The sequence below is a fragment of the Neisseria sp. HMSC065D04 genome (genome assembly GCF_001815675.1).
Classification (GTDB): Bacteria; Pseudomonadota; Gammaproteobacteria; order Burkholderiales; family Neisseriaceae; genus Neisseria.
Genome location: NZ_KV821500.1, coordinates 12,131 through 32,817 on the forward strand (window position 1 = coordinate 12,131; position 20,687 = coordinate 32,817).

Annotated in this window: 23 protein-coding genes; 8 read left to right on the forward strand and 15 right to left on the reverse strand. The window is 51.7% G+C overall.

What is annotated here, in order from left to right:
- The first annotated feature begins 13 nt into the window (after window positions 1-13).
- Entirely contained in the window at window positions 14-160 is a 147-nt protein-coding gene (locus HMPREF3050_RS14590) for a hypothetical protein (RefSeq protein ID WP_168166258.1), read from the forward strand.
- On the opposite strand, the gene HMPREF3050_RS05095 is transcribed toward HMPREF3050_RS14590, so the two are convergent.
- The 3 genes from HMPREF3050_RS05095 to def form a co-directional block, all read right to left on the reverse strand.
- Entirely contained in the window at window positions 121-642 is a 522-nt protein-coding gene (locus HMPREF3050_RS05095; protein WP_070773809.1) for an O-acetyl-ADP-ribose deacetylase, read from the reverse strand. The two genes, HMPREF3050_RS14590 and HMPREF3050_RS05095, sit on opposite strands and share 40 nt — an antisense overlap.
- A 134-nt stretch (window positions 643-776) precedes the next feature.
- On the reverse strand, window positions 777-1,703 hold the full coding sequence (gene fmt, locus HMPREF3050_RS05100; protein ID WP_070773811.1) for a methionyl-tRNA formyltransferase: 927 nt from the start codon (window positions 1,701-1,703) through the stop codon (window positions 777-779).
- 300 nt (window positions 1,704-2,003) lie between these two features.
- Window positions 2,004-2,507 carry a peptide deformylase gene (gene def, locus HMPREF3050_RS05105; protein WP_070773846.1) on the reverse strand — a complete coding sequence of 168 codons (504 nt, stop codon included), beginning with the start codon at window positions 2,505-2,507 and terminating at the stop codon, window positions 2,004-2,006.
- Between the two features lie 281 nt (window positions 2,508-2,788).
- Between def and HMPREF3050_RS05110 the strand changes: the two genes are divergently transcribed.
- Both HMPREF3050_RS05110 and HMPREF3050_RS05115 read left to right on the forward strand, forming a co-directional pair.
- Window positions 2,789-4,069 carry a LysM peptidoglycan-binding domain-containing protein gene (locus tag HMPREF3050_RS05110; protein WP_009312686.1) on the forward strand — a complete coding sequence of 427 codons (1,281 nt, stop codon included), beginning with the start codon at window positions 2,789-2,791 and terminating at the stop codon, window positions 4,067-4,069.
- 809 nt (window positions 4,070-4,878) lie between these two features.
- A complete protein-coding gene (locus HMPREF3050_RS05115) occupies window positions 4,879-5,709 on the forward strand; it encodes a hypothetical protein (RefSeq protein ID WP_070773813.1) in 831 nt (276 codons plus the stop codon).
- A 526-nt stretch (window positions 5,710-6,235) separates the two neighbouring features.
- Here the strand turns inward: HMPREF3050_RS05115 and HMPREF3050_RS05120 are convergent.
- The 7 genes from HMPREF3050_RS05120 to HMPREF3050_RS05155 form a co-directional block, all read right to left on the reverse strand.
- On the reverse strand, window positions 6,236-7,078 hold the full coding sequence (locus HMPREF3050_RS05120; RefSeq protein ID WP_070773815.1) for an MlaA family lipoprotein: 843 nt from the start codon (window positions 7,076-7,078) through the stop codon (window positions 6,236-6,238).
- A complete protein-coding gene (locus HMPREF3050_RS05125) occupies window positions 7,075-7,353 on the reverse strand; it encodes an STAS domain-containing protein (protein ID WP_009312676.1) in 279 nt (92 codons plus the stop codon). The genes HMPREF3050_RS05120 and HMPREF3050_RS05125 overlap by 4 nt, the downstream gene beginning before the upstream one ends.
- A 98-nt stretch (window positions 7,354-7,451) precedes the next feature.
- Window positions 7,452-8,042 carry an MlaC/ttg2D family ABC transporter substrate-binding protein gene (locus HMPREF3050_RS05130; protein WP_070773817.1) on the reverse strand — a complete coding sequence of 197 codons (591 nt, stop codon included), beginning with the start codon at window positions 8,040-8,042 and terminating at the stop codon, window positions 7,452-7,454.
- 36 nt (window positions 8,043-8,078) lie between these two features.
- On the reverse strand, window positions 8,079-8,576 hold the full coding sequence (mlaD, locus tag HMPREF3050_RS05135; RefSeq protein ID WP_070773819.1) for an outer membrane lipid asymmetry maintenance protein MlaD: 498 nt from the start codon (window positions 8,574-8,576) through the stop codon (window positions 8,079-8,081).
- A 50-nt stretch (window positions 8,577-8,626) separates the two neighbouring features.
- Window positions 8,627-9,403 carry a lipid asymmetry maintenance ABC transporter permease subunit MlaE gene (gene mlaE, locus HMPREF3050_RS05140; protein ID WP_003760565.1) on the reverse strand — a complete coding sequence of 259 codons (777 nt, stop codon included), beginning with the start codon at window positions 9,401-9,403 and terminating at the stop codon, window positions 8,627-8,629.
- A 139-nt stretch (window positions 9,404-9,542) separates the two neighbouring features.
- Window positions 9,543-10,343 (reverse strand): ABC transporter ATP-binding protein, encoded by an 801-nt coding sequence (locus HMPREF3050_RS05145; RefSeq protein ID WP_070773820.1) that lies wholly within the window; start codon window positions 10,341-10,343, stop codon window positions 9,543-9,545.
- 413 nt (window positions 10,344-10,756) lie between these two features.
- Window positions 10,757-11,212 carry a four-helix bundle copper-binding protein gene (locus HMPREF3050_RS05155; RefSeq protein ID WP_070773824.1) on the reverse strand — a complete coding sequence of 152 codons (456 nt, stop codon included), beginning with the start codon at window positions 11,210-11,212 and terminating at the stop codon, window positions 10,757-10,759.
- Between the two features lie 553 nt (window positions 11,213-11,765).
- On the opposite strand from HMPREF3050_RS05155, the gene HMPREF3050_RS05160 reads away from it, so the two are divergent.
- Window positions 11,766-12,452, forward strand: a complete 687-nt coding sequence (locus tag HMPREF3050_RS05160; RefSeq protein WP_003760551.1) for a Bax inhibitor-1 family protein — start codon at window positions 11,766-11,768, stop codon at window positions 12,450-12,452.
- 206 nt (window positions 12,453-12,658) lie between these two features.
- Here the strand turns inward: HMPREF3050_RS05160 and HMPREF3050_RS05165 are convergent, their stop codons facing one another.
- Window positions 12,659-12,937 carry a GIY-YIG nuclease family protein gene (locus HMPREF3050_RS05165; protein WP_070773826.1) on the reverse strand — a complete coding sequence of 93 codons (279 nt, stop codon included), beginning with the start codon at window positions 12,935-12,937 and terminating at the stop codon, window positions 12,659-12,661.
- A complete protein-coding gene (locus HMPREF3050_RS05170; protein ID WP_070773828.1) occupies window positions 12,934-13,824 on the reverse strand; it encodes a LysR family transcriptional regulator in 891 nt (296 codons plus the stop codon). Before HMPREF3050_RS05170 ends, HMPREF3050_RS05165 begins: the two co-directional genes overlap by 4 nt.
- Window positions 13,825-13,996: 172 nt before the next feature.
- Between HMPREF3050_RS05170 and HMPREF3050_RS05175 the strand changes: the two genes are divergently transcribed.
- The 3 genes from HMPREF3050_RS05175 to HMPREF3050_RS05185 all read left to right on the forward strand — a co-directional run bounded on the left by HMPREF3050_RS05175 (window position 13,997) and on the right by HMPREF3050_RS05185 (window position 16,965).
- Window positions 13,997-14,989, forward strand: a complete 993-nt coding sequence (locus HMPREF3050_RS05175) for a DUF7021 domain-containing protein (RefSeq protein WP_246830227.1) — start codon at window positions 13,997-13,999, stop codon at window positions 14,987-14,989.
- A gap of 164 nt (window positions 14,990-15,153) precedes the next feature.
- Window positions 15,154-15,810 (forward strand): NAD(P)-dependent oxidoreductase, encoded by a 657-nt coding sequence (locus HMPREF3050_RS05180; protein ID WP_070773833.1) that lies wholly within the window; start codon window positions 15,154-15,156, stop codon window positions 15,808-15,810.
- 225 nt (window positions 15,811-16,035) lie between these two features.
- The gene (locus HMPREF3050_RS05185; RefSeq protein ID WP_003779725.1) at window positions 16,036-16,965 is read left to right on the forward strand and encodes a helix-turn-helix transcriptional regulator; all 930 of its coding nucleotides are present in this window, start codon (window positions 16,036-16,038) and stop codon (window positions 16,963-16,965) included.
- Window positions 16,966-17,067: 102 nt separating this feature from the next.
- Here HMPREF3050_RS05185 and HMPREF3050_RS05190 read toward each other — a convergent pair whose 3' ends face one another.
- Together HMPREF3050_RS05190 and HMPREF3050_RS05195 are read right to left on the reverse strand one after the other, a co-directional pair.
- Window positions 17,068-17,967 carry a tyrosine recombinase XerC gene (locus tag HMPREF3050_RS05190; RefSeq protein ID WP_070773834.1) on the reverse strand — a complete coding sequence of 300 codons (900 nt, stop codon included), beginning with the start codon at window positions 17,965-17,967 and terminating at the stop codon, window positions 17,068-17,070.
- Window positions 17,968-17,969: 2 nt separating this feature from the next.
- Complete coding sequence (locus tag HMPREF3050_RS05195) at window positions 17,970-18,398, reverse strand: acyl-CoA thioesterase (protein ID WP_070773835.1); 429 nt, start codon at window positions 18,396-18,398, stop codon at window positions 17,970-17,972.
- A gap of 211 nt (window positions 18,399-18,609) precedes the next feature.
- Between HMPREF3050_RS05195 and fba the strand changes: the two genes are divergently transcribed.
- Window positions 18,610-19,674: a class II fructose-bisphosphate aldolase gene (gene fba / locus HMPREF3050_RS05205; protein ID WP_070602476.1), complete on the forward strand. Its 1,065-nt coding sequence runs from the start codon at window positions 18,610-18,612 to the stop codon at window positions 19,672-19,674.
- Between the two features lie 264 nt (window positions 19,675-19,938).
- On the opposite strand, the gene HMPREF3050_RS05210 is transcribed toward fba, so the two are convergent.
- Window positions 19,939-20,595 (reverse strand): hypothetical protein, encoded by a 657-nt coding sequence (locus tag HMPREF3050_RS05210; protein WP_003761920.1) that lies wholly within the window; start codon window positions 20,593-20,595, stop codon window positions 19,939-19,941.
- Between the last annotated feature and the right edge of the window lie 92 nt (window positions 20,596-20,687).

Sequence of the window (20,687 nt, forward strand, 5' to 3'; positions counted from 1 at the left end):
TAATGGACTCTTAATGAGAAGCCGGACTGCCTGCCCGACTTTTCTGTTTTCAGACGACCTCAAGCTTGCCCGAGGTCGTCTGAAAACATTTAATCTGCCGTTTTGTCTGATTCGGGACTTTCAGACGACCGCCCCGTCCCGTTCCAACAATGCCCGATAGCGTTCGGCATCCTGCGGCGAATAGCAACAGAAAACGATTTTTTCGACAGACGGACACTGCGGCAAGGTTTTTTTCAAAATCGCCAAAGCAGCCTCGGCAGCCAAATCGGCGGGGAAACGGTACACGCCCGTGCTGATACAGGGGAAGGCGATGCTGCGGATACCGTGTTCTTGCGCCAGCAGCAGCGAATTTTGATATGCCTCCGCCAGCTTGACCGCTTCGCTGCGGTGTCCGCCGAACCAAACCGGCCCGACGGTGTGAATCACAAATTTCGCCGGCAGCCGGTAGCCTTGGGTGATTTTCGCTTCGCCCGTGCGGCAGCCGTTCAACTTTCTGCACGCTTCCAACAATTCCCGTCCCGCCGCGCGGTGAATCGCGCCGTCCACGCCGCCGCCGCCCAACAACGAGGCATTGGCGGCGTTCACGATGGCATCGACTTCAAGTTTCGTAATATCGCCTTCGACTACTTCAAACACTGCCATGATCTGCTCCTAAACGTGGGGAATCTTGTCGTCAGTTCAACAAAACCAAACATTTCCCTGCCCGATATTTTCAGACGACCTCTGAATCATCAGAAGAAAGGTCGTCTGAAAATTAATCAGTCTGCAAACGGCTTCTACAAAACTGTCCCAACCTCAATCTTATGCCCTGCCGCAAATGCCGCAATCGGCATCCGTTTGCAGCCCGAAGGCTGCAATTCGGTAATCTTCAGCGCGTTCTCGCCGCAGGCAACAACCAAGCCGTCAGCCGAACAGGACAACACTTCGCCCGCCCTGCCTTGTTGCGCGACTACTTCCGCCCGCCAGATTTTCATCGGCTTGCCTTGATATTCCACCCATGCAGCGGGAACGGGGTTGAAGGCGCGGATTTTGCGTTCAATCACTGCCGCGCTTTCGTTCCAATCGATACGCGCTTCTTCTTTGCTTAATTTTTGCGCATAAGTCACACCTTCTTCGGGCTGTTTGACGCTTTTCAGACGACCTTCTGTTTTTAATTGTTGCAAATCGGCAACAATCGCCACCGCACCGAGATTCATCAGCGCATCGTGTACTTCATTCGCCGTATCGGTCGGTTGGATGGCGTAACGGTGTTCTCTGACCACATCGCCGGTATCCAAGCCGATGTCCATCTGCATGATGCACACACCCGTCTCGGCATCGCCCGCTTCAATCGCCCGCTGAATCGGCGCCGCGCCGCGCCAACGGGGCAGCAGCGAGGCGTGGATGTTGAGGCAGCCGTGTTTCGGCGTATCCAACACGTCTTGCGGCAGAATCAGTCCGTAGGCGGCAACGACCATCACGTCGGCATCGACTTCTTTGAGCATTTGCAGGGCTTCGGCGTTGTTGCGCAGTTTTTCAGGCTGCGCCACGCGCAAACCCAGTTCCAACGCGGCCTGCTTCACGGGAGACGGGGTAAGCTGCATCCCGCGTCCTTTGGGACGGTCGGGCTGGGTCAACACCAGCGGGATTTCAAAACCGGCGGCGGCTATGGCTTTTAAGGCGGCAGCGGCAAAATCGGGCGTACCGGCAAAGATGACTTTCATGGGGAAACTCCTTGGAAATGGGTTTCAGACGACCTATAGTGGATTAACTTTAAACCAGTACGGCGTTGCCTCGCCTTAGCTCAAAGAGAACGATTCTCTAAGGTGCTGAAGTACCAAGTGAATCGGTTCCGTACTATCTGTACTGTCTGCGGCTTCGTCGCCTTGTCCTGATTTAGAGTTAATCCACTATATATAGCGCAACGGCAAACATTGCGACAGGTCGTCTGAAAGTTTGAAAAACAACGGCTTACTGCCGCTTCCCCTCTTTCAGACGACCTGTTCGACCGTATCATTTGGCTTTTAGATGGTGTGTTTCTGACGTTTTTTCAGTTTGGTCTTAATCCGACCCTGTTTGAGCTGCGACAGGCGTTCGACAAAAACGATGCCCATCAGGTGATCCAACTCGTGCTGCACGCAAATCGCCAACAGCCCGTCCGCCTCCAGCGTGAATTTCTCGCCTTTTTCGTTCAAAGCCTCGACCTTGACGCGCTCGGCGCGGGTAACGGTGTCGTAAATGCCCGGCACGGACAGGCAGCCTTCCTCGTAAATGGTTTCGCCGTCTTTTTCAACAATGACGGGGTTGATGAACACGCGCGGCTCGCTGCGGTCTTCGGTCAAATCCATCACGACGACGCGCTCATGCACATCGACCTGCGTCGCCGCCAGCCCGATACCGCGCGCTTCGTACATGGTTTCAAACATATCGGCAACCAGCTTTTGGATGCGCTCATCGACTTGCTCGACAGGCTTCGCCACGGTGTGCAGTCGCTCGTCGGGATATTGCAGGATATTCAGTAAAGCCATAATTTTCTCTTCGTTTTTCAATACTTGGGATGCGCATTCAAACACGTCCGGCAGCAGATTGTGTGTGTTTTCATACAAATTTTGCGCCTGTCTTCACAATTCCCGTGATGACACTAACATTCAATGATAAAATATGCGTCAATGAATTTCTGTTCAATGCGCACGAAACGCCTATTGACGTTTTTTAAAGGGGGACGGCGGTTTTTTGCAAACTCCCGGCCATTTCATTTTCTCCGTTTATCATTTAAAGACAAACCGAATCAATTTCAAGGGGAACGGTTATGCAACAACGTATTATAACCCTGCTTTGTGTCGCGGGCATGGCAATTTCCGCCCACGCTCAAGCAGCTTCATTAAAAGTGCGCCCCGATGCGCCGCAACGCTACGTCGTAAAAAACGGCGACACACTCTGGGGCATCTCCGGCAAATATCTGTACAGCCCGTGGCAGTGGAACCGCCTTTGGGGCGCAAACCGCGGCGAAATCCGCAATCCGCATCTGATTTATCCGGGTCAGGTGTTGGTTTTGCGCTACGTCAACGGCCGCCCGCAACTGGGCTTCGAAAACGGCTCCGCAGGCAATGACGGCATTCCGGTCATCAAACTCAGCCCGCGCGTCCGCGAAACCTCTTCAGGCTACGGCATCCAAACCGTCAACGTGAACTTCTACCGCATGTTCATGCAACATCCGCAGTTCATCGACCAAATGAAGACCCAAGACGCACCGCGCCTGATCGACGGCCCTGACAACCGCATCATGTACAGCAAAGGCGAACGCGTGTACGCCTACGGCGTTACCGAACCCGGCCGCTATCTGGTTTACCGCGCCGTCAAAGACCTGACCGATCCCGATACCCGCAAATACCTCGGACAAGAAGTCGTCTTCAGCGGCATCGTCAGCACCCTACCCTACACCAACAGCGCGCTGGACTCCGCTTCCGACGAAGACCGCAAATACCTGAAAGACGGCGAATACTACACCCGCCTGCACCCGCTGGCGAAAGTACCGACCCAAACCGCGCAGCCTATGATCGTGGAAGAAGCCGTTTCCGAAATCCGCAAAGGCGATTTCCTGCTGAAAATGGACGGCGAAACCGAGCCTTTCCAAATCATGCCACACGCACCGACGCAACACATCGACGGTAAAGTCATCTCCATCCTCGACGGCGTACACGAAGCCGGACAATTCCAAACCGTTACCCTGAACAAAGGTTCCGCCGACGGCTTGGACAAAGGCACGGTCTTGAGCATTTACAAACGCGACCGCCAAGTGAAAGTCGATTTGGAAGAAGGCAAAAAAGGCCGTAAGAACATCGTTAAATATGTTTCCATCCCTGCCGAAGAAACCGCATTGGCTATGGTATACCGCACCGGCGAACATCTCTCGTCCGCCATCATTTTGGAAAACCTGACCAGCATCAACATCGGCGATACCGTATCCGAACCCGGCCGCGACTTGGACAACATGTCTGACGACAAACCGCATGTCCGCAACGAGCCGCAGGATTCCCACGATACGGAACACAACCAATACAATATCCACAGCAACATCAATAAATATTGATCGATTGCCGACAACAAAACGTCGTCTGAAAATTTCAGACGACGTTTTTTATATAGGTCATAAAGGTCGTCTGAAAACGACGCCGTTTATGATGAAACGCTTCTCATCGGCAGAAACCGCGTTTCGTTTTCACAAGAGCAAAATCCAATAATGCACCTTCGACAAGCTGACTCAATACAGCATTACGCTGTACAAGTCTGAAACAAACATTTTTTCAAACATAGAAGTTCCAACCAAACCTTTAATTTTCCCAAATATAGTGGATTAAAATTGCAATGATACGGCGTTGCCAACGCCCTTATGTACTACCCGTACACGGCGGGCGTTGTCGCCTTGTCTCATTTTTATTTTAATCCACTATACAGTCCATCAAATTTGCCTCTCAGCAATGTTTCGCCCCACACCAAACACCAAGCCAATCAGCTTTCTACCCCCTGACGAACCGCCGCATGATTACCCATCTGATTTAAATTGAATCCAAACAAGCCAAGCCGCGCATATATAGTGGATTAACTTTAAATCAGGACAAGGACGAAGCCGGGCAGACAGTACAGATAGTACGGAACCGATTCACTTGGTGCTTCAGCACCTTTAGAGAATCGTTCTCTTTGAGATAAGGCGAGGCAACGCCGTCCTGGTTTAAAGTTAATCCACTATATTTTAGAATAGCGGGTTTTGCCGCAAAATAGGTTTATGTCGGTAAGGGAAGAAACTTCTGTGGATGAGTAGGTGAAAATTCATATTGGATGTTATCATTCTTCATATCTTAAAGGGCTTGAGCCAAAATGAATGGGTATTTAAGGAAAGATATGATTTTTTCTCAACTCAACCGCGCAGTCTTATTCGTATTTTCACTCACGGCTTTGGCGGCTTGCGGCGTCGGACCGGCAGCTTCCCAAGAAACACTTGCTGATCAAAACAGCAAAAAAGAGCCTGCCATATCGTCCCAAAAAACCGACAAGGATAAGTGCTACATCAATTATCCTAAGGAACAGAAGCATTTGGCAGAGGCAGAATGTTTAACCTTGCCTATTTCATCTAAAACCTGGTTTCAATCCTACCCGAGACTGTCAAATGGTTTTCTGGATTTGAATCAGATTAAGGCGCCAAAGGATGTTAAAGAATATATATATGCTGTTCCAACAAGTGTCCCCGAGCATGCAAAAGTTTTGGGTGTGATTCCCTATAATGATTCATTTGCATGGCTTGTTGTTGCCATTAATGGGGAATCGGAAGAATCTGAAGGAAATAGCATTGTTGAACAAAAATATGATATTTATCCGGTCAATAGAAAGGATGGAAGCATAGGTCAAGACCATACCGGCCTTCCAACTTTAGGCTCGATAGATGTGATATATGAATCATTCTATGACAATAAAAAATTGTTGCGCCCGCCCTTCAATTTTAAAAAAATAGATGGAATACTGAGTTACCATGTAGCAGATACCTTGTCCTTGAAGCCACAGGGAAAGTGTGTGATGGAATTTGAACTCAGCAAGGAGTTTGTATTGAAAACAGATAGGGTCTGCTATGAATTTCATCAGGGTAAAAAATCCATATCTTCTAAGGATAAGACGGTTTGGAAGCTAAATCCGGAAAGTATGGAATTTGAAGATCAAGAATTGTCATCAGAAAATTAAAAGCCGTATCACATTAATATTTTGGATTGATTGGAATCTGCCTCAAGTCGGATAAGTTTTTAAGCAGCATGAAATTGAAAATACGCGGATGGCGGGTGTGCAGAGACTGCATAGTTGTTTGACTTTGAATGATTGAACCACCCTGAGAGGTCGTCTGAAAACGGGTATTCAACGGATGGGAAATAGGAATTTCCGTTGAAGTCGATTTTTCAGACGACCTTTTTGTAACGGTCATTCTGATTTTATAGTGGATTAACTTTAAACCAGTACGGCGCGTTGCCTCGCCTTAGCTCAAAGAGAACGATTCTCTAAGGTGCTGAAGTACCAAGTGAATCGGTTCCGTACTATCTGTACTGTCTGCGGCTTCGTCGCCTTGTCCTGATTTAGAGTTAATCCACTATATGATGGGGCGCAGGCTTGGTAGTGAGTCGCGCAAATAGACTTATGATTCTCTAAAACAGCATAGAAAAAGGTCGTCTGAAACCCTGAAAAGAGGTTTCAGACGACCTTTTGCATGTGAACCGGATTAATCGTTTGCCGCATCATCGGCTGGTGCGCCGGTTTGGATAGGGGTGTATAAATAAAGGTCGGCAGTTTCGCCGACAGAGGTATTGGAGGCATCTGCCCCGGTTTCAACAGGCAGATCGCTGTCCACCAATTCGTCGATGTCGATATTGTCATCCTCGCCTTGCGGTAATGTTCCGCCGGTTTGGCGGCTGCGCACTTTCATGTAGAGGTCGCGGGTGTAGCTGTATTTGTCGATGGCTGCGCCTTCGAGGCTGTCGGTCAGGTCGAGCAGTTCTTTACGGGTGTTGATGGCCTGCAGGCCGATTGTGCCCCAGCGTCCTGCTCTGGTGTGGAAGACGGCGTTTTTAACTGGGTAGACGGTGGTAACGGCGTTGCCAATGGTATCGCGTACGGTAGATGGGCCGAACAGGGGGACAACGAAGTAGTTGCTGTTTTTCCAGCCCCATGAGGCGAAGGTGTCGCCGAGGGTGTTTTTATTGCTGGGTACGCCGCCTGCACCGGCTACGTCGATTAAACCGCCAAGGCCGAAGGTGGTGTTGATGCCGACGCGGACGAGGTCTTCGCTGGCGCGTTTGACGTCAAGGCGCAGAACATTGCTGCCGAAGCTGACGACATCGCGCAGGTTGTTGAAGAAGTTGCTCACGCCGGTGCGGACGGGCTTGGGCGTTATTTTGCGGTAGCCGCGTGCGACGGGGGCGAGGACGTATTGGTCGGCCTTGTCGTTGAATTTGAATACGGCGCGGTTGTAGCCTTCGTAGGGGTCGGCGGGATTGGTTTCGGCAAATGCGGGGGTTGAGGCCATGCCGATGAGGAGTAGGAGTGAAGCGGTGGTTTTTTTCATGGGTTTAACCAGTCTTTGATTTCGTAAAGCTCGGACAGGGTACGCACGGATTCGGGTATGCCTTGCAGGGTGATTTTTCCGTCCGGACGGCGCAGTGCGTCAAGCAGCAGGGACACGCAGGCGGAATCAGCGCGTCCGACGCCGCTCAAATCGACCGCGCGGGTGTCTTTCAGACGACATTGCTGCCTGAAGCGGGTAAAGGCGTCGGCGGTCAAGGTTTTGACGGTAATGTCGCCGCTGATGTGCAACGTGCCGTCGCGAAGTTCGGTTTGCATGGCTGTCTTGTCAACTTAATCTTGGATGATAAAACCTGAAGGTTATTGTGTGCGAAAGCCATGTCGTCTGAAAACGGACGGCATGACTTATCTTTGCATTATTTGCTGCCGTTTTTGGCTTTCAGTTCGGCAATCAGTCCGTCCACGCCTTTGGCTTTGATGGTTTCGCCGAATTGGTTGCGGTACACGGTTACCAAGCTTGCGCCTTCGATGGCGACGTTGTAGGCGCGGTATTTATTGCCGCTTTGGTAGGTGGTAAAGTCCATGTTGACGGGTTTTTGACCGGGTACGCTGACTTCGGCGCGGACGATGATTTCTTTGCCGCCTTTATTGACAACGGGGTTGTCTTTGACGTTGACGTTGGCGTTTTTGAATTTCATCATGGTGCCGGAGTAGGTGCGGATCAGCAGGGTTTGAAATTCTTTGGTCAACGCTTGTTTTTGCGCGTCAGATGCGGTACGCCAAGGGTTGCCGACTGCCAGCGCGGTCATGCGTTGGAAATCGAAATAGGGAATCGCATAGGCCTCGGCTTTGTGGCGGGCGGTGTTGGCATCGCCGCTTTTTAAGATGCTCAATACTTGAGTGGCGTTTTGACGGATTTGGTTCACTGCGTCGGCAGGGGCGGCAACCGCCATGCTGATGCTCAAGATGCCGATGCTCAGTGCGCTGATGAAAGAGGTTTTTTTCATGATTAAGTGTCCTAGTATCAATATGATGGTGTACGTTTATTCGGTAGTTTTTGCTGCATCGTTGCCGCCCGCCGCGTTTTTCTCGGCGAAGCTGGTCATGAATTTACCGATCAGGTTTTCCAGAACCATGGCGGAGCTGGTAACGGAAATGGTATCGCCCGCGGCGAGGGGTTCAGTATCGCCGCCTTGTTGCAGGCCGATATATTGTTCGCCCAACAGGCCGGAGGTCAGGATTTGCGCGGAAACGTCGCTGCTGAACTGATATTTGCTGTCCAAATCGAGACGGACTTTCGCCTGATAGGATTTCGGGTCAAGCTCGATGGCGCCGACGCGTCCGACCAATACACCCGCAGATTTGATCGGCGCGTTGGCTTTCAGGCCGCCTATGTCGCTGAAATCGGCATATACGGTATAAGTCTTGCCGGAATTGCCGAATGCCGCGCCGCCCGCCACGCGGAAAGCGAGAAAGCCGACCGCTGCCACGCCGAGCAGGACAAACAGTCCGACCCAAAATTCCAATACATTCTTTTTCATTAAAGTTCCTTGAATATCCAATGTTCTTTGTTTCGTTTTCAGACGACCTGTCAATCCGTAAACATCAATGCGGTCAACACAAAGTCAATCGCCAAAATCGTCAGGGCGGACGAAACCACCGTGCGCGTGCTGGCGCGCAAAATGCCTTCCGAGGTCGGTACGCAGTGGAAGCCCTGATGCACGGCAATCAGCGTTACCGCCACGCCGAACGCGGCGGATTTGATCAGACCGTTGATTACATCGTAATGGATCGTGATGTTGTTCTGCATTTGCGACCAGAAAATGCCGCTGTCCAAGCCCAGCCAGGTTACGCCGACCAAATACGCGCCGTAAATCCCCGCCACGTTGAAAATCGAAGCCAAAAGCGGCATGGAAAACACGCCCGCCCAAAAGCGCGGCGCAACCACGCGGGCGACAGGGTTGACCGCCATCACGTTCATCGCTTCGAGCTGTTCGGTCGTTTTCATCAAACCGATTTCGCTGGTCATCGCACCGCCCGCGCTGCTGGCAAACAGAATCGCCGCCAACACCGGACCCAGTTCACGCAACAACGAAGCCGCGACCATATAGCCCAAAATATCGGCGGATTTGAATTTCGACAACTGCGTATAGCCCTGCAAACCCAAAACCATGCCGACGAACAGCCCTGAGACGGCAACAATCAACACCGACAGCACGCCGGCAAAATACACTTGGCGCACGCTCAGGCGCGGACGGACGAAAGCCGTACCGGATTTCGCCAGAATGTTCAGCAGAAACAGCGTAATACTGCCGAGAGATTGAATAAAGCCGAGGGTTTTCGCCCCGACGGAACGGATAAAATTCATAGGTTTCCATTACGGATTAACGGGTTTCAGACGACCTTGTAGGATGATGGTGATGGGTCGTCTGAAAAATAATTTCGGCTTCAGGCAGCAACGGTACAACCGTTTCAGACGACGTCTGCAAACCGAGGTCGTCTGAAAACTACCCAAGCAAATCTTGCTGCAACGACGTTTGCGCGGGATAACGGTATGCGACGGGGCCGTCTGCCAAGCCGCCGACAAACTGGCGTACCCAAGGCGAATCCAGTTCGCGCATTTCCTGCGGCGAGCCGGAGAACATAATTTCGCCGTGTGCCAAGAAAATCACCTGATCGACGATTTCCAAAGATTTTTCAATGTCGTGCGTTACCATAATACTGGTCGAACGCAAAGCCTTGTTGACGCGGCTGATCAAGTGGGCAATCACGCCCAAGGAAATCGGGTCGAGGCCGGTAAACGGCTCGTCGTACAACATGATTTCAGGGTCGAGCGCGATCGTGCGGGCAAGCGCGACGCGGCGCGACATCCCTCCGGAGAGTTCGGACGGCATCAGGTTTTCCACGCCGCGCAGACCGACTGCGTTCAATTTCAACAAAACCAAATCGCGGATAACCGCTTCCGGCAGGCGCGTCAGTTCGCGCATCGGAAAAGCGATATTGTCGAATACAGACAAATCGGTAAACAGCGCGCCGTGTTGGAACAACACGCCCATACGGCGGCGGTGTTCGTACAATTCATCAGCCGAAAAACCCGCCAAATCACGTCCTTCAATCAAAACCTTACCCAACTGAGGATGAATCTGACCCGTAATCAGCCGCATCAGCGTGGTTTTGCCGCTGCCCGAACCGCCCATCACGGCGGCGAAGTTTCCTTGGGGAATGCTGAAATTAATATTGTTCAGAATCGGACGGTCGCCATACGCGAAGGCAACGTCTTTCATTTCGATGAAGGGTACGGAACTCATGAAAGGGAAGATAAGGCGGGATGTATTTTAATTACTTGCATTGTAAAGCTTATCAAGGTGTCGGGCAATTTTCAGACGACCTTATCAAGAAAACGTCTGTTAAGAAGCGTGAAAATCATGTGTTTGGCAGAAATTTTAAGACCATTGGAATGGTTAAGATTGAAGTCTTGCAACCTGTTGTCTTCATTTCAGAACGGGGCGCGTTACAGAACTTAATAATCCTAAACATACCGTTTTTCGCCAGAGCGTGAAATTTTAAATTTATGGCAAGATTTTGTAGGCAAAGACACAACATTCTACAAACAAAACTTACATTTCAAATAAATTTGTGAAAGTCCTACCATTTAAAACAAACCGGTCTGCCTGCAAAACAAAGCTTGTTTCACAGGCAGACCGGTTATTGACCGCGTCAATTAAGCAGCGATTTTTTCGCACTCTTTGATGCAGGCAAGGCAAGACTCATAGCATTGTTTGCATTCTGCGTGGTGGCCTGCGTGTTGTTTGCACGCTGCGGCACATTGTTTGCACGCTTCGACGCAGACTTTTGCCAAAGAAGGGGTCAGCGGAGAGTTTTGGGCGGCAAGGTTTTGCAGCGCGCCACACAAAGCCAGCATTTGGTTGACGCCTGTTGCGCAGTCTTTCATTGAAGTATCGCCTTGGCTCAGCAGTCGGATGCAGTGTGCCAGACAGATTTGACCTGCTTCAACACAGTGGGCAGCCGCTTTTCTGGCAGCTTCATAGGTTTTGGACGCAGCAGCAGGAGTAGCGTGAGAGTGACCTTTATGGTTATGATTTCCATGAGCGCGGGCGAATGAGGTGGCGGCTGCCAAAGAAACGGCTGTACCACCCAAGAATTGACGACGGTTCATACTGTATTTCCTTATATAATCATTGATATGAAGTGAAACATAACGAATCGCTAAAATCGAAGACAGCGGCTTTCTGTGCATCATTGATGTCGTCTGAAATCAGTCGTTTATTCAGATTTTGAGCGATTGCACTACACTTACCGCCGCAATCCTATCATTCAACGGTTCGACAGACAATAAATAGAAAGTTGATAAATAATCAATGAAGTTATTTTATTTCTTATGTTGTTTACACAGCCTGAAACCGGCTCTGTTCAAATTTGCTATGGCAAATCATTAAATTTCAAAATCCATTATCTTGCAGAAGTTTGTTGTATCCGGTTTTGAAGTGGTGAAAATCAAATCAAACGGTAAAAGGGGTGGGCAAAGATTCGGCATCGGTTTCAGAAGCAGTCTTTTATGTAAATTTATGATTGCGGCACTTTAAAATGCTTTGAACGCTACCACTTATCCTCAAACGGCGACGTAGGCATATTTTTATGCCCAAGCCAATAATTTGCTGATAGAATCAGGACTCTTTTTGTTTTCACACATTTTTTCAGGAGCAAACGCCATGCGAAACGACGTTTACGACTATCCTCTTGCAGGACAAGTTTCCCAAAACATTGTCTTGCAAAAAACTTACCGCCTGCTGGGTTTGTCTTTCATTCCCGCTATTGCCGGCGCATTTGCCAGCAGCGCTTTGAACCTAAACCTGTACGCTATGTTCGGCGCACGCTGGATGGGTTTTGTAGCTGTATTGGCATTCTTCTACGGTATGATTTTCCTTATCGAGAAAAACCGTTACAGCAATACGGGCGTTGTCTTGTTGATGATTTTCACCTTCGGTATGGGTGTGTTGATCAGCCCGTTGCTGCAATATGCGCTTGCTATCCGTAATGGTACTCAAATCGTAGGTGTTGCCGCAGCCATGACCGCCGGCGTATTCTTTACGATGGCAGCAATGGCGCGCCGCACAACGATGAACATGAACTCGCTCGGACGCTTCTTGGCAATCGGCGGTGTGGTTCTGATGATTGCAGTGGTTGCTAACTTCATTCTGCAAATTCCGGCTCTGAGCCTGGCGATTTCCGGCGCGTTCGTTGTGTTCAGTTCGCTGGTTATTATGTGGCAGGTGCGTACCGTGATTGACGGTGGCGAAGACAGCCATATCAGCGCGGCCCTGACCATTTTCATCTCGATTTACAATATTTTCAGCAGCCTGTTGCGCATCTTGTTGGCATTCACCAGCGACGATTAATTGCTTAGGTTTTGATATCGAGGTCGTCTGAAATCTGAAAAGGTTTCAGACGACCTTTTTTATAGTGGATTAACTTTAAACCAGTACGGCGCGACCTCGCCTTAGCTCAAAGAGAACGATTCTCTAAGGTGCTGAAGTACCAAGTGAATCGGTTCCGTACTATCTGTACTGTCTGCGGCTTCGTCGCCTTGTCCTGATTTAAAGTGTTAATCCACTATACCCGCATTTCCAGCCGCCGCTTCCCACAATTCCCGCTTCTTCCCTACCGTCAGTTTTTTGATGGCGATTTCCCGTTTCAGCGCCTCGCTTTTGGAGAGGTCGTCTGAAACGATACGCATCGCCGTCGGTTTGTTCAGACGCGTGTATTTCGCGCCTTTGCCGGCGAGGTGGGCGGCAAACCGCTCTTGCGGGCGGTTGCTGATGCCGCAGTAGAGTGCGCCGTTTTCGCACAAAATCAGGTAAACGCGCCAATTTTCTGCGTTCATGTGTCTGCTTCCTTGGCGAAACTTTCCGTGAAGATACGGACGGCGGCTTCGGTTTTGGCAGACTGGACGCGGTAAGGCGTCACCAAATAGAGGCTGACCGGCGGCAGCGTCCATTCGGGCAAAACGGTTTTCAGACGGCCTTGGGCGATTTTTTCCCGAACTTCGCCGCCTACTTGCAAAGATAAACCGAAACCGCTTTCGGTCAGGCTGCACACGGCGGCAAGATGCGTGCAGGCAATGCTGTCGGCAATATCGAGAAAATAGCTTTCCCCTCCGTGTTGCAAGGTCGTGCGCACGGGCAGGAAGTGCAGCCAGCGGTGGGCGTGAAGCTGCGAGGGATGGGTGATGGGCGGATGGCGGTCGAGATAATCGGGCGCGGCGCAAATTGTGTACGGCCAGGTAACGAGATGACGCGCGACCAGATTAGGATCGTCCAAGGCGCGGTCGCCGCCGCGTATGGCGAGGTCGGTCTGATTGTGTTGCAGGTCGTCCAAGGTATCGCTGAAATTGAGGACGGGGCGGATTTTGGGAAACTCGGTTTGCAATCTGGAAAACGCCGTCTGAAAAGCGCGGGAACTGATGACGCTGGAAGTCAGGGAAATACGCAATTCGCCGACGGGTTCGGTTTTCAGATTGTCGATAACGGTACGCGTATCAGCAAGGGTGGCGGCGAGGCGGCGGCAGTATTCGCCCAAAGCGCGGCCGGCATCGGTCGGAGAAAGGCTGCGCGTGCTGCGGTTTAACAGCTTGATGCCGTGCAGGGTTTCGAGGCGGTTGATGTGCTGGCTGACGGCAGACGGGGTCATGCCCAGCGCAGCAGCGGCGGCGTTCATGCTGCCGTGTTCGAGGACGGCGGCGAAAACGAGCAGGGGTTTGATGTCTTGCATGGTGTTTACTAGGTTCAGACGACCTGTTGGCAATATTGCGGATTATATAGCGCGGATGAAAAATCGGCGCGGAACTGATTGGGCGGTTGAGCCATATTCGCTTATCGCCATTTGCATATCTACCCTTTTTCAGGTATACCGCCAATTGATGTTCACATTTTAAAAGGATTTTATGATGGCTTCTTTCGACGAACCGGGCCGCGTCAAACGCGAAGGCATACTGACGCGTCTGCTGCGTTTTTTGGGTATCGGCCCTTCTGCCGAAGAGGAACAAGAGCGCGCGCGTTTGGCGGCTTTGAATTTGAATACGGCGGTTTATGCCGACTTATTCGCCAACGAACCGGAAGAAATGCTGGTTTTGACTTCCGATTTCGACCCTGAAATAGGAATATTCAGGATTAATGCGGGCATAGGTGGCGGCAAAAAACAATTCCAAGCCAAAAGCTGCCCAATTTTAGGCTATGTCCATGTTAAAAGCAGTACGTTCATGGATCAGCCCGTATACAAGCTGACCTGGGCTGAAGACGATGCAAACAACCCCTTTAAAAACTGTTCATTTCAGACGCTCAAGCCACTGACTGTGTACCGTATCCGAAGTAAGTTAGCCATGGATTGGGAGCCATTCGGAGGCGAGTGGTTGAGCCATATACTTTTAGTTGAGGTACTCGAAAGCGATGCACACAATCAAGAATTGGAAAACCTACGCCGCGAATATCTGAATCCCGTTTTGTTTACCCATCCGCTGGCAACATTCAGATTAAACACATTTATGGAAAATTTCGAAGCCAAGGCAGAATGGGCGGGGCTGCCTGTGAAATTGTCTTTGAACGCAGAGGGCGACAAACCGGCGGGCGGTACGCTCAAACGCTTGCCGGAAGTATTTGCCCAACAGACGCAACTCTATGCCTCCCTAAACACCTACCTGCTCGAACATATCCGCAAACACAACGGCATCCGCACTAAAGACGGATTTTTTCCCAATCCGCATCCGACGGCGGAAAGCTTCCTTCAAGACTTAAAGCTGCAAAAATTGGATTTTTTCGATCAGGATTTCGATATCGTGTTTCACAATGATGACGATGCATTGATACCCGACGGCGAATACTATTTCTATGTCTCATTTGATCCCAAGGGGAACATTACCGGCATCGAATCCATCCACTGACAACAGGTCGTCTGAAACTTTAAACCCCGTTTCAGACGACCTTTTTTCATCCTATTATTTAGCTCAACTTTATAATAACAACAGCAAAACAGCGATTATCAAGCGTTTCAGACGACCTTACAATGCGTTCATCTAATCAATCACACCTCAACAAGGAGTCAAACATGAAAATCGCAGTCATCGGCGCAACAGGTTATGTTGGCAACGCAGTGGTTCAAGAATTGGCAGGTCGCGGTCATGAAGTGACCGCTTTCGCCCGTAATACGGATAAAGTGTTCCAAGCGCAAAATGTTGCCGCCGTCTCCGCAGATGTGAACGCGGCGGACTTCGCCGGCAAGCTGGCCGGTTTTGACGCTGTGGTCAGCGCGTTCAATCCCGGCTGGACCAATCCCAATATCGGCGCGGATTTTACACGCGGCGCAAACAGCATCGTCGAAGCGGCAAAAGCGGCGCAAGTACCGTATCTCTTGATTGTCGGCGGCGCAGGCAGCCTGTATGCCGCACCTGATTTGCAAGTTGTCGATACGCCTGACTTTCCCAAAGCCATTTACGACGGCGCCAATGCCGCACGCCATCTCTTGACGGCACTCCTGCCGCGCCGCGATGTGAACTGGTCTTTCGTTTCCCCTCCGGCACGACTGGGCGCGGACGGCGGTTTCAGCGAAGACAAAACCGGCAAATACCGCTTGGGCAAAGACGATTTGCTGATGGACGGTGAAATTCCGGCAGGCATCAGCGTGGCAGATTTGGCAGTCGCCATCGCCGACGATGCGGAAAACAAAGCGCATTTGTTTGAACGCTTTACCGTTGCCGCCGCTTAACCGCCGTTCTAGGGCAAAGGTCGTCTGAAAACTTTGGAAATCAAGTTTTCAGACGACCTTTTTGTATCCGCGTTCCATCATCCCCCTACAACCGACCTCCCTTTTTTATCGGAAGCGTTTGGGAACAAGGGCGCGGACTTGGTTTTCAGACGACCTTCGTGTCGGTTTACCTGAAGGGAAATCGGTGTTATTGTGTTTGGCAGTCTGTTGAAAATAAAATGATTTATGGAAAGAGACTCTTTAAACAGCCAACATTTCGTCCGACTGGTGCAACAAGGCGGCGGCAGCGATTATCTGAGCGGCAATTACCGTTTCGATACGCTGCACAGCGGCATTTCCCTGCATGGCGGCTGCGTGACCGCGCAAAAGGATTTCCAAAGCACGCAGCTTGCCGAGCCTTATATTTCGTTCATCCTGCTGCTGGAGGGGCGTTTGGATTTCGCCATCAATCAAAACCGCTATCAGATTGAGGCTGACGGCGGACGGGTGGTGTTGATTGCTGCGGAGGAGGAGATTTTGTTCAGCCGTTATCTCTACCAAGGGGAAAAAACAGCGAAAATCACGTTGAAAGGCATAGAGCAATGGCTGTCGCAACCGCAATACGCGGCGATGCTGCCAGCGGTTTACCGCGAGACGGTGCGGCATTGGCATTTGAGCGATGAATTGCGCGCTTTGGCGGAAAACAGTTTGATGCTGTCGGCGCAAGGCGACGGTCTGGGCGATGTTTTGCAGCGCGAAGCCGATGCTTTGCAGTTGCTTGCGGGATTGTGGCGCGATTTTTGCAGCCGTTATCCGTTGTCGCCATCGCCTGAAAAATCAGGCGGGACGGTTCGTCCGTCGGATGGGGACGGGTTTGTGCATGGTTTGAATCAGGCATTTGACCAAGGCGCGCACCAAGTGGCGGAACTCGCCGCCGCACTGCACGTCAGCGAACGGACGCTGCAACGCCGCCTGCGGGATTATTTCGGGATTACCGTCAGCGACTGGCTGCGGCACAAACACATGCAATATGCGCTGTATGCGTTGACGACAGGCAAAGAGAGCATCAGCGAAATCGCCTACCGTTGCGGCTATGGACACACATCCAGCTTCACGCAGGCATTCAAGCAATATTTCGACTGCACGCCTGCGGAGGTGCGCAAGCGGGAGGATTGATGTCGGATGGGATGTTTAGAGGTTTAAAGGTCGTCTGAAACGGTTTCAGACGACCTTTGCGTATGCCAAGCCTTCGATATGGAAACTTCTTAAGCCGCCCCTTCACTTTTTCCGTTTCGCCCGCGGATGCCCCTCGTCGTAAACCTTGGCCAGATGGTCGAAATCCAGCTTGGTGTAAATCTGCGTGGTCGAGAGGTTGCTGTGTCCCAGCAGCTCTTGCACGGCGCGGATGTCGCGCGAGGATTGCAAAAGGTGGCTGGCGTAGCTGTGGCGCATCATGTGCGGGGAAATGTGTTGCCCGCTGCCCTGCTGCACCGCCCATGCTAGAAGGCGTTTTTGGATTTGCCGCTGCCCGAGCCGCGTGCCGTTTTTGCCGGTAAAGAGCGCAGCTTCGCCGTCTGCCGCCACGCGTTCGGACAGATAGGCGCGCAAGGCTTCGACGCTTTTGCCCGACAGCGGGATTTGCCGCTCTTTCCTGCCTTTGCCGGTTACGCTCACCCAGCCTTCGTCCAGCAACACATCACCCAAATCCAAGCCGTGTATCTCGCTCAGGCGCAGGCCGCTGCCATACATCAGTTCAAACAAGGCATGGTCGCGCACCGCCAAACCGTCATCAACGGGCGCGCTGTCGAGCATATGGTTCAACTCTTCCTGCGGCAGGGCTTTGGGCAGGCGTTCGGGCAGGCGCGGGGATTTCAGGTTGAAGGTCGGGTCGTTATCCATCATGCCCGACTGCACGAGCCAGCCGCAATATTGCCGCCACGCCGACAATTTGCGCGCCAGCGTCCGTTCGCTCAAGCCTTGTTGCGACAGCCGTTTCAACGCCGCCACAAAATCGCGCCGTTTCAAATCCTGCGCCGTTTCAGACGACCCTTCCGTCAAAAGCCGCACGAGTTCGGTCAAATCGCGCCCGTAGGCAGACAGCGTGTGCGCCGACTTGCCCTGTTGTCCCAACATTTTCAAATAGCCGTCTAAAGACAGTCCGAAATCGCGCGCCAACATTTTCAGACGACCTCCAACACGGTTTTCAAAGCCTGCGGCAATCGGCAAACCTTTTGGCGCGCATAATCGAAACACACCATACCCGTGCGCGCCCGCGCCAGCACCTTGCCGTCCGCGATGCGCGTCAGGCGGAACAGCAGCGCGAATCCGCCCTTGCCGATGTCCTCGACGCCCATCTCCGCCGACAGTTCATCGCCGTAAAAGCCTTGTGCCAAATATTGCACCGCCGCGTCCGCCATAATCAGCCCCGCGCCGCCCGCGTCCGTTTCACTCCAGCCCAAACCTGCCAGCCAACGCATCCGCACCTCGTGGCACAAACGCAAAACGGCATCGTTCGCCAGATGGCCGCCGTAATTCACATCGCCCACCTGCACGCGCAAGGTCGTCTGAAACAACACCGCATCCACATCCGCCACTGCAAACTTAGCCATCACACACCTCCCGCCGCCGTTTCAGACGACCCCGAAAACAAACCGTTATTATAAACCATGTCAGACAAATACCGACCGCACCGTTTGCCCGCCGCAGCCGCCCAAAATCTCATTAATATATAAAACTGATGTAGCCCTGTGTAGTTTTTTAATAAGAAAAACATTATAATTTCCCACATCACCATCCCGCTACCTCACCAAGGAGATTTAAATGGCACTTGTATCCATGCGCCAACTGCTCGACCATGCCGCCGAAAACAGCTACGGCCTGCCCGCATTCAACGTCAACAACCTCGAACAAATGCGCGCCATCATGGAAGCCGCAGACCAAGTCAACGCTCCCGTTATCGTTCAAGCATCCGCCGGCGCGCGCAAATATGCAGGCGCGCCGTTTTTACGCCACCTGATTTTGGCGGCCGTTGAAGAATTCCCGCACATCCCCGTCGTCATGCACCAAGACCACGGCGCATCGCCCGACGTGTGCCAACGCTCCATCCAACTGGGCTTCTCCTCCGTCATGATGGACGGCTCGCTGCTCGAAGACGGCAAAACCCCGTCCACCTATGAATACAACGTCAACGCCACCCGTACCGTCGTTAACTTCTCCCACGCCTGCGGCGTGTCCGTCGAAGGCGAAATCGGCGTATTGGGCAACCTCGAAACCGGCGAAGCAGGCGAAGAAGACGGCGTAGGCGCGGCAGGCAAACTCTCCCACGATCAAATGCTCACCAGCGTCGAAGATGCCGTGCGCTTTGTTAAAGACACCGGCGTGGACGCGCTCGCCATCGCCGTCGGTACCAGCCACGGCGCATACAAATTCACCCGTCCGCCCACCGGCGACGTATTGCGCATCGACCGCATCAAAGAAATCCACCAAGCCCTGCCCAATACCCACATCGTCATGCACGGCTCCAGCTCCGTTCCCCAAGAATGGCTGAAAGTCATCAACGAATACGGCGGCAAAATCGGCGAAACCTACGGCGTACCCGTAGAAGAAATCGTCGAAGGCATCAAACACGGCGTGCGCAAAGTCAATATCGACACCGACCTGCGCCTCGCCTCCACCGGCGCCATCCGCCGCTTCATGGCAGAAAACCCGTCCGAATTCGACCCGCGCAAATACCTGAGCAAAACCGTCGAAGCCATGAAACAAATCTGTCTCGACCGCTACCTCGCATTCGGTTGCGAAGGTCAGGCAGGCAAAATCAAACCCATTTCCCTTGAGAAAATGGCAAACCGCTACGCCAAAGGCGAGCTGAACCAAATCATCAAATAAACAACGGGACAATCAAACGGGCGGCCATCCAAGCCGCCCGTTTTGTTTTGAAGGGTATGGGTTAAGTGCAAACCCGTACGGCACTGCACTGCCCGCTCTGATTTAAATTTAATACGCCGGCTTTCCAAACCAGACAAAAGGTCGTCTGAAAACGGCTTCAGGTTGAACACAACCTGCGGCGTTTGTTTTCAGACGACCTTTTTTGCCGAAGAAGCAAACTTATCCCATTTCCCGACTAGCGTGGGATTCGATGACGGGCGGCGATTATTTGTCGCTGCATTGCTTCAAATTAAATTGTGCGGCAGCGGCTTCTCGTTTGTATTCTTCTTCGTAGAGGTAGCTCCGCTGGTAACCCTCCAGCCATTTGTCCATCGGGGCAAGCGCCTTGCGGCATGCCGCTTTGTCTCCGGCATTTTTATAGCTGACGGACAAGTCGTTCAGCGTCCGCATCCATTCGGTCAGATCGAGGAACTTGTCGCATTCGTTGAGATAACGTTGTTTGATAGCGACAGCATCGCGGTAGCGTTTGCCCTGATAGGCGGCCTGAAAACGTTTTTCCATTGCTGCCGCGCCTTTTGCAGAACAGGCGGCAGGCAATTTTTCATAGGTCGCCTCGAAAGATGCATTATGTCCGCAGTATTCTTGGCAGGCTTCGCGGGCTGAATCAGGAATGTTCAGCTTCACGCTGTTGTTGGTAAAGGAAAAATGTACGACGCAGCCATTACGGTTTTTGCTGGTACGGTTTTTGATTGTGCCTTCATAATTACAGACATGGCCGTTTGGATTGACTGTATTGACAGAAACCTGTTTGCCGTTGAGTGTCAATGAGCCGCTGCTGAGACGGTCTTCCGTCAGAAAATAATCTTGTGCGGCAGCGTGCAGGGAAAAGCTTGTTAGCAGGAGGAATGCGAGGGTTTTCATCAATGTGCTTTCTTATGGTTTACGGAAAAAATGAGATTGACTCGGTGCTTCATCTGATGCTTTTATAGTGGATTAAATTTAAATCAGGACAA

Excerpts from the sequence above, each read along its gene's own strand:
- HMPREF3050_RS05190 (WP_070773834.1), bottom strand. The coding sequence starts at position 17,967 with ATGTTGGCGCGCGATTTCGGACTGTCTTTAGACGGCTATTTGAAAATG.
- mlaE (WP_003760565.1), bottom strand. The coding sequence starts at position 9,403 with ATGAATTTTATCCGTTCCGTCGGGGCGAAAACCCTCGGCTTTATTCAA.
- HMPREF3050_RS05210 (WP_003761920.1), bottom strand. The coding sequence starts at position 20,595 with ATGAAAACCCTCGCATTCCTCCTGCTAACAAGCTTTTCCCTGCACGCT.
- HMPREF3050_RS05155 (WP_070773824.1), bottom strand. The coding sequence starts at position 11,212 with ATGAACCGTCGTCAATTCTTGGGTGGTACAGCCGTTTCTTTGGCAGCC.
- HMPREF3050_RS05170 (WP_070773828.1), bottom strand. The coding sequence starts at position 13,824 with ATGCAAGACATCAAACCCCTGCTCGTTTTCGCCGCCGTCCTCGAACAC.
- def (WP_070773846.1), bottom strand. The coding sequence starts at position 2,507 with ATGGCTTTACTGAATATCCTGCAATATCCCGACGAGCGACTGCACACC.
- HMPREF3050_RS05185 (WP_003779725.1), top strand. The coding sequence starts at position 16,036 with ATGGAAAGAGACTCTTTAAACAGCCAACATTTCGTCCGACTGGTGCAA.
- fba (WP_070602476.1), top strand. The coding sequence starts at position 18,610 with ATGGCACTTGTATCCATGCGCCAACTGCTCGACCATGCCGCCGAAAAC.
- HMPREF3050_RS05110 (WP_009312686.1), top strand. The coding sequence starts at position 2,789 with ATGCAACAACGTATTATAACCCTGCTTTGTGTCGCGGGCATGGCAATT.
- HMPREF3050_RS05095 (WP_070773809.1), bottom strand. The coding sequence starts at position 642 with ATGGCAGTGTTTGAAGTAGTCGAAGGCGATATTACGAAACTTGAAGTC.
- HMPREF3050_RS05165 (WP_070773826.1), bottom strand. The coding sequence starts at position 12,937 with ATGAACGCAGAAAATTGGCGCGTTTACCTGATTTTGTGCGAAAACGGC.
- HMPREF3050_RS05175 (WP_246830227.1), top strand. The coding sequence starts at position 13,997 with ATGATGGCTTCTTTCGACGAACCGGGCCGCGTCAAACGCGAAGGCATA.
- HMPREF3050_RS05115 (WP_070773813.1), top strand. The coding sequence starts at position 4,879 with ATGATTTTTTCTCAACTCAACCGCGCAGTCTTATTCGTATTTTCACTC.
- HMPREF3050_RS05125 (WP_009312676.1), bottom strand. The coding sequence starts at position 7,353 with ATGCAAACCGAACTTCGCGACGGCACGTTGCACATCAGCGGCGACATT.
- HMPREF3050_RS14590 (WP_168166258.1), top strand. The coding sequence starts at position 14 with ATGAGAAGCCGGACTGCCTGCCCGACTTTTCTGTTTTCAGACGACCTC.
- mlaD (WP_070773819.1), bottom strand. The coding sequence starts at position 8,576 with ATGAAAAAGAATGTATTGGAATTTTGGGTCGGACTGTTTGTCCTGCTC.
- fmt (WP_070773811.1), bottom strand. The coding sequence starts at position 1,703 with ATGAAAGTCATCTTTGCCGGTACGCCCGATTTTGCCGCTGCCGCCTTA.
- HMPREF3050_RS05195 (WP_070773835.1), bottom strand. The coding sequence starts at position 18,398 with ATGGCTAAGTTTGCAGTGGCGGATGTGGATGCGGTGTTGTTTCAGACG.
- HMPREF3050_RS05120 (WP_070773815.1), bottom strand. The coding sequence starts at position 7,078 with ATGAAAAAAACCACCGCTTCACTCCTACTCCTCATCGGCATGGCCTCA.
- HMPREF3050_RS05130 (WP_070773817.1), bottom strand. The coding sequence starts at position 8,042 with ATGAAAAAAACCTCTTTCATCAGCGCACTGAGCATCGGCATCTTGAGC.
- HMPREF3050_RS05145 (WP_070773820.1), bottom strand. The coding sequence starts at position 10,343 with ATGAGTTCCGTACCCTTCATCGAAATGAAAGACGTTGCCTTCGCGTAT.
- HMPREF3050_RS05160 (WP_003760551.1), top strand. The coding sequence starts at position 11,766 with ATGCGAAACGACGTTTACGACTATCCTCTTGCAGGACAAGTTTCCCAA.
- HMPREF3050_RS05180 (WP_070773833.1), top strand. The coding sequence starts at position 15,154 with ATGAAAATCGCAGTCATCGGCGCAACAGGTTATGTTGGCAACGCAGTG.